This window comes from Nocardia sp. NPDC046473, assembly GCF_040645995.1.
Classification (GTDB): domain Bacteria; phylum Actinomycetota; class Actinomycetes; order Mycobacteriales; family Mycobacteriaceae; genus Nocardia.
Genome location: NZ_JBEYZJ010000004.1, coordinates 793,987 through 809,731, shown reverse-complemented (window position 1 = coordinate 809,731; position 15,745 = coordinate 793,987). Strand labels below are relative to the sequence as shown.

Genomic DNA, 15,745 nt, shown 5'->3' with positions numbered 1-15,745 from the left:
GATCTGCACTCTGTCTCGGGATCGGCACTGGCTTTAGGGCCCTATTCCGAGTGCCGATCCCGAGACAGAGTGCAGATTCTGCCAGCATCGGTCTCGGGGGGGACGTGCCGTGCGAGGTGTACCTCGTTACAACCGTGGGTCGACTGGTTCGGACTCGAGTGCCAGTACTGCGAAGACGGCCTCGTGTAGCCGCCACAGGGGTTCGCCGGCGGCGAGTCGGTCCAGGGCTTCGAGGCCGAGGGCGTACTCGCGCAGGGCCATTGAGCGCTTGCGGCCGAGGGCGCGAGAGCGGAGGCGGTCGAGGTTGGTTTCGCGTAGGTATTCCGGGCCGTAGATGATTCGGAGGTATTCGGGGCCGCGGCATTTGACGCCGGGTTGTACCAGCCTGCCGTCTCCCGTCGAACCGTCGGACTTCTTCCGCCCACGAACCAGCGCCTGGCGCGGCTTGACCACCATGCCCTCGCCGCCCGCTGCGGTGAGTCCGGTCCACCAGGTGGTGGCGGCTGCTGTGCTGTCCGGATCGGTCAGGTCGACGAACATGCGGCCTGTCGGTGTGAACAGTTCAGTGTCGGCCGCGACCAGCCGGTCGATCAGCGCGAGGTGCCAATCATGCTCACGTACCGCGTGATTCGCTCCCTCGGCGGCAAGGATCTGGAACGGCGCGAGCCGCAGTCCGGCCATGCCCTCGACCGGCCAGCAGTAGCGGCCGTAGGCGTCGGTGAACGCCGCGGCGTCGTCCTTGCGCGCTCCGGTGCGGCTCGCCAGGTCGGCGACATCGAGTCCGCGTTCCGCCACCGCCGCCAGCACCTCGGTGGTGGCACCCAGTGCGGCCCGCGCGGCGGCGCCGACGGCCGCGTACTGGTTGCGCAGCAGGCCGATCGCCTTCGCCGACCACGGCATCAGCTCGGTATCGAGCAAGAGCCATTCACTGCGCAGCTCATCGAACAGCCCGGCGGCTTCCGCGGCCACCCGCACGCGGGTGAGCAGGGTCTCGGTGTGCTCGGGATCGTCGAAGAACGGGCGGCCGGTGCGGGTGTAGATCACGCCGGTGCCGCCGTCGTCGACGCCGAACCGGTCCCGCGCGGCCTGCGCGGAGCGGGCAACGAGGACCACAGCCCGCGAACCCATGTGCTTCTCCTCGCACACCAGCTGGTCGACACCCTCGGCGCGGTAGTACGCGAACGCCTCCGCCGGATGCTCCAGATAGCCCGGCAGTTCCGAGGTCGCGCACGGCGACATCGTCGGCGGCAGGTACACCAGCCAGCGTGGGTCGATCGCGAACCGGCTCATCACTTCGAGTGCGGCACAGGCGTTTTCCTCCTGCACGCCGACCCGTCCGTGATACCGGGTCTCCACCACGCGCCGACCGATCACGTCGTCCAGGTCGAGCACGCCGGGATCCCGGTGCACCACGCCCTCGGCCGTGCTGATCGTGGTGGCTTCCAGCGGCCGCACCGGCTCGTACCAAACCGACTCCGCCGCAACCGAAACCGGCTCACGCTCGGGATAACGCAGCGCCGAGAGCCTGCCGCCGAACACCACGCCGGTGTCCAGACACAGCGTGTTGTTGACCCACTGCAGGTCGAGCACCGGCGTGTGCCCGTACAGGACGGTCGCGCGGCCGCGATAGTCGTTGGCCCACGGGTAACGCACCGGCAGCCCGTATTCGTCTGTCTCCCCGGTGGTTTCGCCGTACATGGCGAACGACCGCACCCGGCCCGACGCACGCCCGTGGAACTCTTCCTTCAGCCCCGCGTGCGCGACGACGAGCTTGCCGCCGTCGAGCACATAGTGGCTGACCAACCCACGACAGAACTCGTGCGCCGCCTTGCGGAAGACCTCGTCCTCGCCGTCGAGCTGCGCCAGCGACTCGGCCAGGCCGTGCGCCACCCGAACCTGCTTACCGTCGAGCGCGCGCACGAGCTTGTTCTCGTGATTCCCGGTGACGCACAAGGCAGTTCCGGCCGCGACCATGCCCATCACCAGCCGCAGCACACCCGGAGTGTCCGGCCCGCGGTCCACCAGGTCCCCGACGAACACCGCGGTGCGGCCTGCCGGATGGCTCGCGCCGATCGCGCGGCCCACGTCGTCTCGGTCGATGGCATAGCCGAGTTCGCCGAGCAGCGTTTCCAATTCGCCGCGGCAGCCGTGCACGTCACCGATCACGTCGAACGGCCCGGTGAGCTCGCGCTTGTCGTTCCACGCCTTCTCGTCGACGATGGTCGCCGCCTCGACCTCCGCGACTCCGCGCAGCACATACACCTTGCGGAAGCCCTCGCGCTCCAGGCCGCGCAGGCTCCGCCGCAGCTCACGCTGCTGCCGGACCACCACGTGCGCACCGAGCGTCGCCCGGTCCGGTCGTGCCGAATTACGTTCCAGGCACACCGAATCCGGCACGTCCAGCACGATTGCGACCGGCAGTACATCGTGCGCACGCGCCACCGCGATCAGTTCCTGCCGCGACTTGGCCTGCACGTTGGTCGCGTCGACAACCGTGCGCAGTCCACGCCGCAGCCGAACGCCCGCGATGTGGTGCAGCAGCGCGAACGCCTCGGCGGTGGCCGACTGGTCGTTCTCGTCGTCGCTGACGACGCCACGGCAGGCATCCGAGGAGACCACCGCGGTCGACCGAAAGTGCTTGCGCGCGAACGTCGACTTGCCCGAGCCGGTGCTGCCGATCAACACCACCAGGGACAGCTCGGGCACCGAGAGTTCCGCCATCATGCCGCCCCTTCCCTGATCGAGGTCGCCGTGACCGCATTGTTGTTGAACTCGTCCTTGGTGAATACCGCCATTTGCGTCGGCGCCCCGAGCTCCGCGTCCGGCTCGCCGATCGGCACGAACCGCACCGCATACCCGTGCCGTGTCGCTACTGCGTCGGCCCACGCCGCGAATTCCGCCCTGGTCCACTCGAATCGGTGATCGACATGCCGAAACGTACCGGCCGCCAACGTCTCGTAGCGCACATTGAACTCCGCGTTAGGCGTGGTGACGAGCACCGCTCCCGGCGCCGCCCCCGCGAACACCGAGTGCTCGAGCGCGCCGAGACGCGGCAGATCCACATGCTCGATGACCTCCATCAGCACCGCCGCGTCATAACCACGCAACCGGGCATCGGTGTAGGTGAGCGCGCCTTGCCGCAGGGTCAGCCGCTGCGCCACCCGTTCGGGCAGCCGCTCGAGCCGCAACTTTCGTTCGGCGATATGCAACGCCCGCATCGACACATCCACACCGACGATCTCGGTGAAAGCCTTGTCCGACAGCAACTCCCGCAACAACGTACCCTCCCCGCAACCGAGATCGAGCACCCGCCGCGCACCGACCTCATGCAGCGCCGCACGCACTGCGGCACGCCGGGTTACCGCCAAAGACGGTGTACTCGGAGATGTTTCGACTTCACCGTGCCCATCGGTCATCGTCGCGCTGAGGTCATCTGCCTCGCTGCCGCTGCCGCTGCCGCTGCCGCTGCGGGTCACGGACGCCCTGCCCCTGTCAGTCGCCGTTGCAGTGCTGCCGTCGGCCGCCGTAGTGCTGCCGCCGCCGGTCGTGATTGTGCCGTCGCTGCCACCGCGAGTCGCGGACGCGCTGCCGCTGTCAGTCGCCGTTGCGGTGAAGCCGTCGGTCGTCGTCGCGCTGCCGCCGTCGGTCGTCGTCGTGGTGACCCGGTCGCTCGCCGAGTCGTCCGGGCCTCTGATCTCATCGTCGCGCCAGTTGTTCACCTGCGTGTCGATGCCCACCACCGCCGCGTCCCCGGAATCTGCTGCGCCCGAATTGCTGTCGGCGTAAGTCACTTGGTTTGTCGCGGAACGTGTTTCGGCGGACACGGCAGAATCGACCGCAGTCGAGTCGCCCTCGTCGCCCACCTCCTCCACCGCGTCCAATGCCTCCGGCTCCACCTCTTCCAACTCGGCCAACCGAGCCAACGCGGTACGCACCAGCGACTGCCGCCGCGCCAAGTACCGCCGGGTGATCCACCCGCGCTCCGGGTGCTCGGCCAGCCACCCGCCACCGGCCCGGATCAGCTTGTCCACCTCATCCGCCGCCAACCAGTAGTGCTTGGCCCCGTCCAGCACCGGCAGCAGCACATAGAGGTGCGAGAGCGCGTCGGCCAACCGCACGGTCCCGGACAACTCGACCCGCAGGTAATGCGAATCACCCCACTCCGGAAACGCCGGATCCAACGGCAGGGGAGTGGCCGTCACCACCCATCCGAGCGGCGCGAACATCCGCTCGGCGACCTCCGCTCCGCCACGACACGGCACCGCGGGCAGCTCGATCCGCAACGGCAGCGCCGTCTCGACGAGCTCCGGCCGCAGCGTGCAGCGCCCGTGCAGCGCGGTACGGAACACCGCGCCGATCGCCACCGACAGCAGCGACGACGCCGCGTACGGTCGATCGTTGACGTACTGCCCGAGGCTGAAATCCGGTGTCCCGCGGGAACGTCCACGCACCAACCGGATCGGATCGATCTCCAGCATCAGCGCTGCCGTGCACCGGGCGGCCGTCGCCTCCGGATACACGACATGCGCCGTGCCGTAGGACTGCTCGAACGCTTGCACCCGGTCGGGGTTCTTGTGCAGCAAGAACCCCAGGTCGGTGGCCGGCCATGCGGCGCCGTCCGGTGGTGTGCAAGTGATCGTCAGTAGCATCTAGCGATCGTCGCTCAGCCGCCGTAACCTGCGCAAGGAAGTTTCATCAAGGCTGTGGCAACCCGGATCGGCGCTCATGCGGTCGGGTACGGCCAAGTCCAGTCGGCGACCCCGGGGATGTCCTCGCCGTGTTCGCGCGTCCAGGCCCGCGCCTCCCACCGCGCGTCCACCATTTCCTGTCGCAGCCCGGCGGCCCGCTCACCCAGAGTCGGCACCCGATCGATGACATCCATCACCAGGTGGAACCGATCCAGATCGTTGAGCATCACCATGTCGAACGGTGTGGTCGTGGTGCCGCGCTCCTGGTAGCCACGCACGTGCAGCCCGTCATGGTTGGCCCGCCGATAGGTGAGCCGGTGCACCAGCCACGGGTAACCGTGGAAGGCGAAGATCACCGGCCGGTCATGGGTGAACAACGTGTCGAACTCGCTGTCGGGCAACCCATGTGGATGATCGTCCTGCGGCTGCAGCCGGGTCAGATCGACCACATTGACCACCCGAACCCGCAACGTCGGCAGTCGATCGCGCAGAATCGCCGCCGCCGCAAGGGTTTCCAGCGTCGGCACGTCCCCGGCACAGGCCAGCACCACATCCGGAACGGTACCGAGCTCGTCGTTGTGACCAGCCCAATCCCAGATACCGATGCCGCGCGCACAGTGCTCCGCCGCCTCGGTCACCGAAAGCCAGTCCGCCTGCGGCTGTTTGCCCGCCACCACCACGTTGACGTAATGCCGCGAACGCAGGCAGTGGTCGTAGGTGGACAACAGCGTGTTGGCATCCGGCGGCAGATAGACCCGCACGATCGAAGCCTTCTTGTTGAGCACCACATCGAGAAAGCCGGGATCCTGATGGGTGAACCCGTTGTGGTCCTGCCGCCAAACATGTGACGAGAGCAGGTAATTGAGGCTCGCGATGGGCTGCCGCCACGGCACCGCCGCACTCGCGTCGAGCCACTTGGCATGCTGGTTGAACATCGCGTCGACGATGTGGATGAACGCCTCGTAGCAGGTGAACACCCCGTGCCTGCCGGTGAGCAGATACCCCTCCAGCAACCCTTGGCACAGGTGCTCGGACAGCACCTCGATCACTCGCCCGGTGCGGTCGAGATGTTCGTCGTACTCACCGATTTCGGCCTGCCAGTTGCGGCCGGTCACCTCGAGGATGTCCTGCAGGCGATTGCTGGCCAGTTCGTCGGGCGCGAAGGTGATGAAGTTGTCCGGGTTGTTCCGGGTGACCTCGCGCAACCAGCCGCCGAGCACCCGCGTCGCCTCGTGCTGCGACCCGCCAGGTGTGGCGACCTCGACCCCGAACTCTCGCCAGTCCGGCAGGTTCAGATCACGAACGAGCTTGCCGCCGTTGGCAACCGGATTGGCGCTCATCCGCTGATCACCGTCGGGCACCTGGTCCAGCAGCTCCGACACCGGCCTGCCCGACTCGTCGAACAATTCCTCCGGACGATACGACCGCAGCCACTGTTCCAACACCGCCCGGTGACCGGCGTCGGTCCGTGCCGCAGGCAACGGCACCTGATGCGCCCGGAACGTGCCCTCGACCTGTTCGCCGTCCACTATCGGCGGACAGGTCCACCCCTTCGGCGTGCGCAAAACGATCATCGGCCAGATCGGCCGCACCCCGTCGCCGCCACCACGCGCGGCCCGCTGAATCTGCGCGATGCGCTCCATACAGGTATCCACCGCGACGGCCATCGCCTGATGCACCGCGGTCGGGTCGCTGCCCGACACGATGATCGGCTCGTACCCGTACCCGCGCAGCAGCGAAACCAGCTCCGCCTCCGGAATGCGCGCCAGGATGGTCGGATTCGCGATCTTGTACTGGTTCAACGCGAGGATCGGCAGCACCGCGCCGTCGCGCGCCGGATTGAGGAACTTGTTGGCATGCCAGCTGGTGGCCAGTGGACCCGTCTCCGCCTCGCCGTCGCCGATCACGCAGAACACCGTCAGATCCGGGTGGTCCAGCGCCGCGCCGAAGGCATGCATCAGGGAATAGCCGAGCTCGCCACCCTCGTGAAACGAGCCGGGCGTCTCCGGCGCGCAATGACTCGGCACGCCGCCGGGGAAGGAGAACTGCGCGAAGAACGTGCCCATACCCGCCGCGTCCTGCGGAATGTGGCTGTACAGCTCGGAATACGTGCCCTCCAGCCAGCCGCACGCGTTCGGACCCGGCCCGCCGTGCCCCGGCCCGGCCACGAAGACCGCGCTGAGCCCGCGCTGCCGAATCGCCCGATTGGCATGCACCCACACCAGATTCAACCCGGGCACGGTGCCGAAATGGCCGAGCAGCCGCGGCTTGATGTGTTCGGCCTGCAGTGGCTCGCGCAGCAGCGGATTCGCCATCAGATAGATCTGCCCGACGGCCAGGTAGTTCGCGGCCCGCCACCAGGCGTCGATCGAGGTCAGTTGGTCGCGGTCCAGCGGACCCGCGAGATCGGTGAGTCGATAGGGCTGCGGGGCAACGGTGTCGCCGCCCGCGTCGCCGACATTGTCGGCCGAGGTATCACTACCCGCACTCGGGTTGGTCATGCGCCGACTCTCCTCGTGCTGGGGGGAGAATTCCAGTGCAAGCGTAACGGCAGTTCGACGCGCGAAGGGCGACTGGGACGTTCGTCGCCGCGATGGTCTAGGTTCGCCGCATGCAGACACTCGGCAGGATCATCGGGATCGGCACCATGGCCGCGGCAGCGTTCACTCTGGTCGCCTGTGGCTTCGACGACAAGGCGTCGTCCACTCCTTCCTCTTCGGCCGCCACGAAGGTCGCCGCGTCGGCGCAGGGCGGCCCGACGGTGAGCAAGGGCCGGGAATGCACGGCGGAGGACATCGGCGTGAGCGGCGACTTCGGCACCGCCCCGAAGATCACCCTCCCCGACAACTGCGACCCGCCCAAGAAGCTCATCACCAAGGACCTCATCCAGGGCACCGGCCCCGGCGCGGCATCGGGTCAGCAGCTCACCATGAACTACGCACTGGTCACCTGGTCCAACGGACAGAAGAAGGACAGCTCCTTCGATCGCGGCACCCCGTTCCAGCTCACCCTCGGTGGCGGACAGGTCATTCCGGGCTGGGACCAGGGACTTATCGGCGTGCAGCAGGGCGCGCGCCGGCTGCTGATCGTGCCGCCGGACCTCGGCTACGGCGCCAGCGGCCGCAGCGGCATCGCGCCGAACGAGACGCTGGTGTTCGTGACCGACGCGGTGTCGGTCGGCAAGTAGGGCTCGAAAACCGGCCGAGTGCAGCCCGCCCCGGCCGGTCAACTAACCTGGTCGGGATGCGTACGCCGCGTCCCTCGCCGACCCGGCGGGTGCCGGGGTCCCGGTAGCAGTCCGGGACGACGGGGGATCGCGTCTCAACCAGAACAGACGACGAACAAGGAGCATGTCCGTGAAGAGCACCGTCGAGCAGCTGAGCCCGACCCGGGTCCGGATCAATGTCGAGGTGCCCTTCGAGGAACTGAAGCCGGACTTCGATCGCGCGTACAAGGCACTCGCCAAGCAGGTCAAGATCCCCGGCTTCCGTCCCGGCAAGGCGCCGGCCAAGCTGCTCGAGGCCCGCCTTGGCCGCGGCGCGGTGCTGGAGCAGGTCGTCAACGACGTGCTGCCCGGCCGCTACAGCGAGGCCGTCACCGCGGCCGACGTGAAGGTCATCGGCCAGCCCGAGATCGAGATCACCAAGATCGAAGACGGCGAAGAGCTCGCGTTCACCGCCGAGGTCGACGTGCGCCCCGAGCTCACGCTGCCGGACTACGAGGCCCTCGCGGTCACCGTCGACGCCTTCACCATCGGCGACGAGGACATCGACGAGCAGCTGCAGTCGCTGCGTCAGCGTTTCGGCACCCTCACCGGTGTCGAGCGCGCGGTGCAGGACGGCGACTTCGTGTCGATCGACCTGTCGGCCACCGTCGACGGCGAGGACGTGCCCGAGGCGGCCACCACCGGCCTGTCCCACGAGGTCGGCTCCGGCCAGCTCATCGAGGGCCTGGACGAGGCGCTGATCGGCCTGTCGGCCGGCGAGTCCAAGGAGTTCACCTCGACCCTGGTCGCCGGTGAGCACGCGGGCAAGGAAGCCGTCATCAAGGTCACCGTGCAGTCGGTCAAGGAGCGCGAGCTGCCCGAGGCCGACGACGACTTCGCCCAGCTGGCAAGCGAATTCGACACCCTCGAAGAGCTGAAGACCGACCTGCGCAGCCGGGTCGAGCGCAGCAAGAAGGTGGAGCAGGCCGGCCAGATCCGCGACAAGGTGCTGGAGACCCTGCTCGAGCAGGTCGAGGTGCCGCTGCCGGAGGCGGTCGTGCAGGCCGAGATCGACGCCGTCACCCACGACGCCGTGCACGGCTTCGACCACGACGAGGCCAAGCTGGCCGAGGCGCTGGAGGCCCAGGGCTCCAGCCGCGAGGAGTTCGACAAGGACGCCAAGGAGTCCGCCGAGAAGTCGGTGCGCACCCAGCTGCTGCTGGACGCCATCGCCGAGGCGGAGAACACTCAGGTCGGCCAGGACGAGCTCACCGAGCGGATCCTGTTCCAGTCGCAGCGCTACGGCCTGGCGCCGGAGCAGTTCATCCAGCAGGTGCAGCAGGCGGGCCAGCTCGGCGCGATCTTCGCCGACGTCCGGCGCGGCAAGGCCCTCGCGGGCGTTGTCGGCAAGGTGCAGGTGACAGACTCCGAGGGCAACGCGGTGGACACCGCCGAAATGTTCGGTGCCCCAGATGATTCTGTCGACGCTGCCGACGAGGTCGAGGTGATCACCGACGCCGCCGCGGCGGACGAGTCGACCGAGACCGCCGCGGCTAAGGCCGAATAGGTTTTTGAAGTGCAGCTGAGCGCCAGCGAAGTTGCGCTGTGAGCGAGCGAAGCGAGTGAACCAAAGACACAGCGCGTCCTCGCGAACAGCGCAGCTGAGCGCCAGCGAAGTTGCGCTGTGAGCGAAGAAGGGCGGTACCGGGAGTTCGGTGCCGCCCTGCTTCGTTAATGTTTGTGACAACGAACCAGAGATGGCCGTCGGCCAACGAGCCGGTAAGAAAAGGCAGGTATCCGTGACAGTCAATCAGGCAGGGGTCGTTATGGCATCCGCGACTGCTGGTCTCAACCTCAGCGATTCGGTCTACGAGCGACTGCTTAGTAATCGCATCATCTTCCTCGGCACCCAGGTCGACGACGACATCGCGAACAAGCTCTGCGCGCAGATCCTGCTTCTCACGGCGGAGGATCCGACCAAGGACATCGCGCTCTACATCAACTCGCCTGGTGGCTCGGTGACCGCCGGTATGGCCATCTACGACACCATGCAGTTCGCCGAGTGCGATATCGCCACCTACGGCATGGGCCTGGCCGCGTCGATGGGTCAGTTCCTGCTCACCGCGGGCACCAAGGGCAAGCGCTTCGCCCTGCCGCACGCGCGGATCATGATGCACCAGCCGTCGGCGGGCATCGGTGGTTCGGCCGCCGACATCGCGATCATGGCTGAGCAGTTCGCGCACACCAAGCGTGAGCTCAACGAGCTGCAGGCGCTGCACACCGGTAAGTCCGTGGAGCAGGTCACCATCGACGCGGACCGCGACCGCTGGTTCACCGCTAAGCAGGCGCTGGAATACGGCTTCATCGATCGGGTGATCAGCCACGCGAACCAGACCAACGGCGCAGGCAACTAGGCGCCATCCGGACTCTCTGTCCGTTCAGCGCATCCGCGGCTTACACACACAGACTTTGGAGACGAAGATGGCCAACCAGTTTGACCCACGCGCAGCGCTCGGCGGTATGGCACCGCAGGGCGCCGAGTCGCGCTATATCCTGCCGTCGTTCATCGAGCACTCGAGCTTCGGCGTCAAGGAGTCCAACCCGTACAACAAGCTCTTCGAGGAGCGCATCATCTTCCTCGGCGTGCAGGTGGACGACGCCTCGGCGAACGACGTCATGGCGCAGCTGCTGGTGCTCGAGTCGCTCGATCCCGACCGCGACATCACCATGTACATCAACTCGCCGGGTGGCTCGTTCACGTCACTGATGGCCATCTACGACACCATGCAGTACGTGCGCGCCGATGTCGCGACCGTCTGCCTCGGCCAGGCCGCCTCGGCCGCGGCCGTGCTGCTGGCCGCGGGTACTCCCGGCAAGCGCGCCTGCCTGCCCAACGCCCGCGTGCTGATCCACCAGCCGTCGCTGGAGGGTGGCATCCAGGGGCAGGTGTCGGACCTGGAGATCCAGGCCGCCGAGATCGAGCGGATGCGTCGCCTGATGGAGACCACGCTGGCCTTCCACACCGGCAAGGACGCGGATCAGATCCGCAAGGACACCGACCGCGACAAGATCCTGACGGCCGCCGAGGCCAAGGAATACGGGATCATCGACCAGGTGTTCGACTACCGCAAGCTCAGCGCGCAGAAGAAGTGATCGAACGGGGCGAATCGCCGATCCCGGCGGAGATTTGCTCGTAAGTTGCTTTGCCCCAGGGAATTCCGGCCGGGAAGTGTGCCTAGTGGCATGCTGCCCGGCCGGACTGCTCCAGTGCAACGGCTGGCCCGGAAACGCTGCGGTCACCAGCCACGATGAAACAAGCGGCCGGAGCACGAAAAGGCTGCTGAACGGATACAACGCGCTCCGGTGCCGTGAGAACTCGCACAACCCGGCGGAGAAACATGCTCGAGTTGTCGACCTCCATCGCACACACCAGGTACGGTCAACCTAGGGACCTTTGCTCCCGGTTGACAGCACTGCCTCACCCACCGGAACCGGTCGATGCGTTTGCGACCACGGCCGGTGGCGCTGACAAGTAACGCGGCAGATAGCTGGCAACCTGGACGGACGGTTGCACGCGGACAAGGAAGTAGGGACCCACGAGATGGCGCGCATCGGAGATGGCGGCGATCTGCTCAAGTGCTCGTTCTGCGGAAAGAGCCAGAAGCAGGTCAAGAAGCTCATTGCGGGACCAGGGGTGTACATCTGCGACGAGTGCATCGATCTATGCAACGAGATCATCGAGGAAGAGCTCGCCGAGTCCAGCGAGGTCAAGCTCGATGAGCTGCCCAAGCCCGCGGAGATCCGGGACTTCCTGGAGAACTACGTGATCGGGCAGGACACCGCCAAGCGCACCCTCGCGGTGGCCGTTTACAACCATTACAAGCGCATTCAGGCCGGCGACAAGGGCCGCGACAGCCGCGGCGAGGTCGTCGAGCTGACCAAGTCGAACATCCTCATGCTCGGCCCCACCGGCTGCGGCAAGACCTACCTGGCGCAGACGCTGGCCAAGATGCTCAACGTCCCGTTCGCCATCGCTGACGCGACCGCGCTGACCGAGGCCGGGTATGTCGGTGAGGACGTCGAGAACATCCTGCTGAAGCTGATCCAGGCCGCCGACTACGACGTCAAGCGCGCCGAGACCGGCATCATCTACATCGACGAGGTCGACAAGATCGCCCGCAAGAGCGAGAACCCGTCGATCACCCGCGACGTCTCCGGCGAGGGCGTGCAGCAGGCGCTGCTGAAGATCCTGGAGGGCACCCAGGCGAGTGTGCCGCCGCAGGGCGGACGCAAGCACCCGCACCAGGAGTTCATCCAGATCGACACCACCAACGTGCTGTTCATCGTCGCGGGCGCGTTCGCCGGTCTGGAGCGGATCGTCTCCGAGCGGACCGGCCACCGCGGCATCGGCTTCGGCTCCGAGGTGCGGTCCAAGTCGGAGATCGACACCGCCGATCACTTCGCCGAGGTGATGCCGGAGGATCTGATCAAGTTCGGCCTGATCCCCGAGTTCATCGGCCGCCTTCCGGTCGTCGCCTCGGTGACCAACCTGGACAAGGAATCGCTGGTCAAGATCCTCTCCGAGCCGAAGAACGCGCTGGTCAAGCAGTACGTTCGGCTGTTCGAGATGGACGGCGTCGACCTCGAGTTCACCACCGACGCGCTGGAAGCGATCGCCGATCAGGCGATCCTGCGCGGCACCGGTGCTCGTGGCCTGCGCGCCATCATGGAGGAAGTCCTGCTGCCGGTGATGTACGACATCCCCAGCCGCGACGACGTCGCCAAGGTGGTCGTCGATTCCGACACCGTCACCGAGAACGTGCTGCCGACCATCGTGCCGCGCAAGGCGCAGCGGACCGAACGTCGGGAGAAGTCGGCGTAACCCGATAGACCTGAGAGAAGCCACCGCACAACCGCGGTGGCTTTTTTCGTTGTGTGAAGACCGCTCATTCTGGGTACCCGGTATTCAGGGTTGAGCAGACAGCCTAGTTCTGGAGCTCATGTGTAGCCCAGGGCGCAACGCATTGCCGGCAACGGACGTCAATTGCCGTGCGCGACAGGACTGAGATCCTCATGTCGACCACTCTTGCTTCCTCAGCGTTCCCCGCGAGTGCCACGTCTAGACCGATGTCGAGCCGAGGTGTGGCACCGAGTCGAGCGACCTTGCCGAGTCGACCTGAGCCGGAAGCTCGACTGAGCATCTCCCTCACCGCTCCCAGCGACCGGGTCACCCTCTGCGCCCTCGCGGGCGAGGTGGACTACTACACCGCTGAGCAGTTCAAGACCCAGCTGATCGGCTCATTGAACACCGCCGGACCGCTGGTGGTGATCGACCTGTCCCAGGTGACGTTCTTCGGCGTCGCCGGTCTGCACGTGCTGATCGAGGCGCGCGCCTGGGCTGGGCACACCGACCGCCGAATCCGCCTGGTCACCGGCCCGCGCTGTGTCGACCGGCTGCTGGAGGTCGCGGGTGAGGTCGCCGCCTTCGATACCGCCGCGAACCTCGCCGACGCGGTGCTCGACGCCGCGTAGTTTTCCACTGGCGGTGGCGGTCACTACGATTCGATGATGTTTGCCCGCTACCGTCTCGAGCGCAAGGTCGATGCGCTGAACTACAAAGTCGACCTGATCCTCCAGCATCTGGGGATCGAGAACCTGCCTGCCGCCCCCGCCGAACCGATCCGGTCCGTGCCGACTACCACGCATCCCGGGTTCAGCTGGGCCGAGATCGACACACTCTTGCTGCACGACAAGAAGATTCAGGCGATCAAGCGCTATCGGGAGCTGACCGGCGCCGGTCTCAAAGATGCCAAGGATGCTGTCGAAAGCCGCCAGCGGTACTGATCGCTCACAGCGGCACCGGACGTTCGAGCACCACGTGCTTCATCACCAGCGTCGAGGTCAAGTGCTGCACGCCGGGTAACGTGGCCAGCTTCTCGTCGTAAAGCTGTTGGAACGCAGGCAGATCCGCCGCGACGACGCGCAGCAGGAAATCCGGATCACCGAACAGGCGCTGCGCCTGCAACACATGCGGTATCTCCGCGACGGCCTGCTCGAACGCGGCCACGGTGGTGCGATCTTCCTGCCGCATCGTCACGAAGACCAGCGCCTCGAACGTCAGCCCGACGGCCGCGGCGTCGACCAGCGCGCGGTAGCCGCGGATCACGCCGGACTTCTCCAATTCCCGCAGCCGACGGTGGCACGGAGACAGGCTCAGCCGGACTCGAGCGGCGAGCTCGGTGATCGTCAAACGTCCGTTCTGCTGTAGCTCGGCAAGAATCTTCCGGTCAACGCGATCCATGGGGAAGATCCTTCCATATATGGCCGACAAGCTGCGAAAACTTGGAATCACCTCCTTGATCAACTCGCCTATCCTTCCTTCGGGTATTCGTTCGAAGGGAGCAGGTCGGCATGGCTGTCGGGTATATCGCGGCGTTCTGGACCGTGTCGGTCCTGCTGATCCTCGTCCCCGGCGCGGACTGGGCGTATGCGATTGCCGCGGGACTGCGTGAGCGATCGGTGGTGCCCGCCGTCGGGGGCCTGCTCCTGGGATATGTCGCGTTGACCGCAGTGGTCGCGGCCGGCGTCGCGGCGGTGGTCGACCGGAATCCCGTTGTACTGACCGCACTTACGGTGTTCGGCGGGCTGTATCTGATGTGGCTCGGCGGCACCACACTGGCCTCGTCGAGCACCCCGGCCGCCATGCCCAAGGAGACGAGCCCCGCCCCGTGGGGCGCCAGCGTGCTGCGCGGCATCGGCATCAGCGGACTGAACCCCAAGGCCATCCTGCTCTTCCTGGCCCTGCTCCCGCAGTTCACCGACCGCACCGGCTCCTGGCCGCTCGCCGCCCAGATCGGCACCCTCGGCCTGATCCACACGATGAGCTGCGCTGCGATCTACCTGTGTGTCGGCGTCTTGGCCCGCACCGTCCTGCGCGCCCGCCCCACCGCCGCCCGCATGGTCACCCGCATCTCCGGCGTAGCGATGATCATCATCGGCGCGTTGCTCTTGGTGGAACGTCTCGTGTGAGTTGGAGCGGCTCCGACAGGCGGCGAAAAATTGTCGTTGGATCAGTGGTAACGAATCGCTACGGCACGCGATGTATCTGTCGTGGAGTTCCTTTTGGTCGCCATCGCTGCTGCATACATCGCGGTCACTGACTTCGTCGGTGGAGTGGCGGGCGCTCTCGGGTCCTCCGGTAGGTAGATAGACCGGTTCGCGGGTGAACACCTGCAGGCATCCGCGGCCCGTGCAATCCCAACTGCCCCAAGGTTGACCTCGAACATCAGCCTTGGGGCAGTCGCATGTCTAGCGGTCGACGTCCCCGGCGATCATCCCCTCGACCTCCGCGCACATTCCCGCGAACCACACGGTCACCGACGGGTAGGTGGGTGCGGCGAGGAAGCCGTCGCTGCTGCCGAACCACACCGGGGGATCGGGTTCCGCTACTTGCGAACCGTCGACCACCTCGTAGAACCAGCCCTCTTCCAGCTCGAGCACGGACAACACGAGCAGATGTCGCGGATCGGTCAGCGAGCTGTCGTACTCGGCGAAGTTCTCCGCCCGCTTCCGGTCCTCTGGGTAGATCGCGCGAACCCCCAGTCTCCGGCGCCCCGAACCCCCGAGGGATTCGTAGCGGCCCAACTCACGACCCATCAGGCGCAGCACCTCACGAACCGACTCTGGCACCGCGGCCACCCGCTGGGCTTGCGCCATCGCATCGATCTCGGCATCATCCGCGCCCACCACCGTGCCCGGATCGAATCCGCGGCCAACCGAATCCGCGAAAAGTGCCCTGATCTGCGCTGCTGCATCTCGTGACATGACGATCAATCTAGTGCGCGTGCGCGCC

The 15,745-nt window shown here is 66.6% G+C and carries 13 protein-coding genes; 8 read left to right on the top strand and 5 right to left on the bottom strand.

Features of this window, described 5'->3' with window-relative positions; genetic code table 11:
• Nucleotides 1-126: 126 nt before the first annotated feature.
• The 3 genes from ABZ942_RS17870 to ABZ942_RS17860 form a co-directional block, all read right to left on the bottom strand.
• Entirely contained in the window at nt 127-2,721 is a 2,595-nt protein-coding gene (locus tag ABZ942_RS17870) for a polynucleotide kinase-phosphatase (RefSeq protein WP_357383150.1), read from the bottom strand.
• Nucleotides 2,721-4,649 carry a 3' terminal RNA ribose 2'-O-methyltransferase Hen1 gene (locus ABZ942_RS17865; protein WP_357383148.1) on the bottom strand — a complete coding sequence of 643 codons (1,929 nt, stop codon included), beginning with the start codon at nt 4,647-4,649 and terminating at the stop codon, nt 2,721-2,723. Before ABZ942_RS17865 ends, ABZ942_RS17870 begins: the two co-directional genes overlap by 1 nt.
• A 74-nt stretch (nt 4,650-4,723) precedes the next feature.
• A complete protein-coding gene (locus ABZ942_RS17860; protein WP_357383146.1) occupies nt 4,724-7,189 on the bottom strand; it encodes a phosphoketolase family protein in 2,466 nt (821 codons plus the stop codon).
• A 110-nt stretch (nt 7,190-7,299) separates the two neighbouring features.
• On the opposite strand from ABZ942_RS17860, the gene ABZ942_RS17855 reads away from it, so the two are divergent.
• From ABZ942_RS17855 to ABZ942_RS17825, 7 genes are all read left to right on the top strand, one after another.
• Nucleotides 7,300-7,875, top strand: a complete 576-nt coding sequence (locus ABZ942_RS17855) for an FKBP-type peptidyl-prolyl cis-trans isomerase (RefSeq protein WP_357383144.1) — start codon at nt 7,300-7,302, stop codon at nt 7,873-7,875.
• A gap of 169 nt (nt 7,876-8,044) precedes the next feature.
• Entirely contained in the window at nt 8,045-9,460 is a 1,416-nt protein-coding gene (tig, locus tag ABZ942_RS17850) for a trigger factor (protein WP_357383142.1), read from the top strand.
• A gap of 259 nt (nt 9,461-9,719) precedes the next feature.
• Nucleotides 9,720-10,307: an ATP-dependent Clp protease proteolytic subunit gene (locus tag ABZ942_RS17845; RefSeq protein ID WP_357383140.1), complete on the top strand. Its 588-nt coding sequence runs from the start codon at nt 9,720-9,722 to the stop codon at nt 10,305-10,307.
• Between the two features lie 67 nt (nt 10,308-10,374).
• Nucleotides 10,375-11,046: an ATP-dependent Clp protease proteolytic subunit gene (locus ABZ942_RS17840; protein ID WP_357383138.1), complete on the top strand. Its 672-nt coding sequence runs from the start codon at nt 10,375-10,377 to the stop codon at nt 11,044-11,046.
• 448 nt (nt 11,047-11,494) lie between these two features.
• Complete coding sequence (gene clpX, locus ABZ942_RS17835) at nt 11,495-12,775, top strand: ATP-dependent Clp protease ATP-binding subunit ClpX (RefSeq protein ID WP_150403131.1); 1,281 nt, start codon at nt 11,495-11,497, stop codon at nt 12,773-12,775.
• 281 nt (nt 12,776-13,056) lie between these two features.
• The gene (locus ABZ942_RS17830) at nt 13,057-13,425 is read left to right on the top strand and encodes an STAS domain-containing protein (RefSeq protein ID WP_357383136.1); all 369 of its coding nucleotides are present in this window, start codon (nt 13,057-13,059) and stop codon (nt 13,423-13,425) included.
• Between the two features lie 36 nt (nt 13,426-13,461).
• Nucleotides 13,462-13,737 (top strand): 50S ribosomal protein L7/L12, encoded by a 276-nt coding sequence (locus ABZ942_RS17825; RefSeq protein ID WP_357383134.1) that lies wholly within the window; start codon nt 13,462-13,464, stop codon nt 13,735-13,737.
• A gap of 4 nt (nt 13,738-13,741) precedes the next feature.
• Here ABZ942_RS17825 and ABZ942_RS17820 read toward each other — a convergent pair whose 3' ends face one another.
• Nucleotides 13,742-14,194, bottom strand: coding sequence for an Lrp/AsnC family transcriptional regulator (locus ABZ942_RS17820; protein WP_357383218.1), 453 nt, complete (start codon nt 14,192-14,194; stop codon nt 13,742-13,744).
• A gap of 110 nt (nt 14,195-14,304) precedes the next feature.
• Between ABZ942_RS17820 and ABZ942_RS17815 the strand changes: the two genes are divergently transcribed.
• Nucleotides 14,305-14,922, top strand: coding sequence for a LysE family translocator (locus ABZ942_RS17815; RefSeq protein ID WP_357383132.1), 618 nt, complete (start codon nt 14,305-14,307; stop codon nt 14,920-14,922).
• A gap of 279 nt (nt 14,923-15,201) precedes the next feature.
• Here the strand turns inward: ABZ942_RS17815 and ABZ942_RS17810 are convergent, their stop codons facing one another.
• Complete coding sequence (locus ABZ942_RS17810) at nt 15,202-15,717, bottom strand: hypothetical protein (protein WP_357383130.1); 516 nt, start codon at nt 15,715-15,717, stop codon at nt 15,202-15,204.
• Nucleotides 15,718-15,745 lie beyond the last annotated feature (28 nt).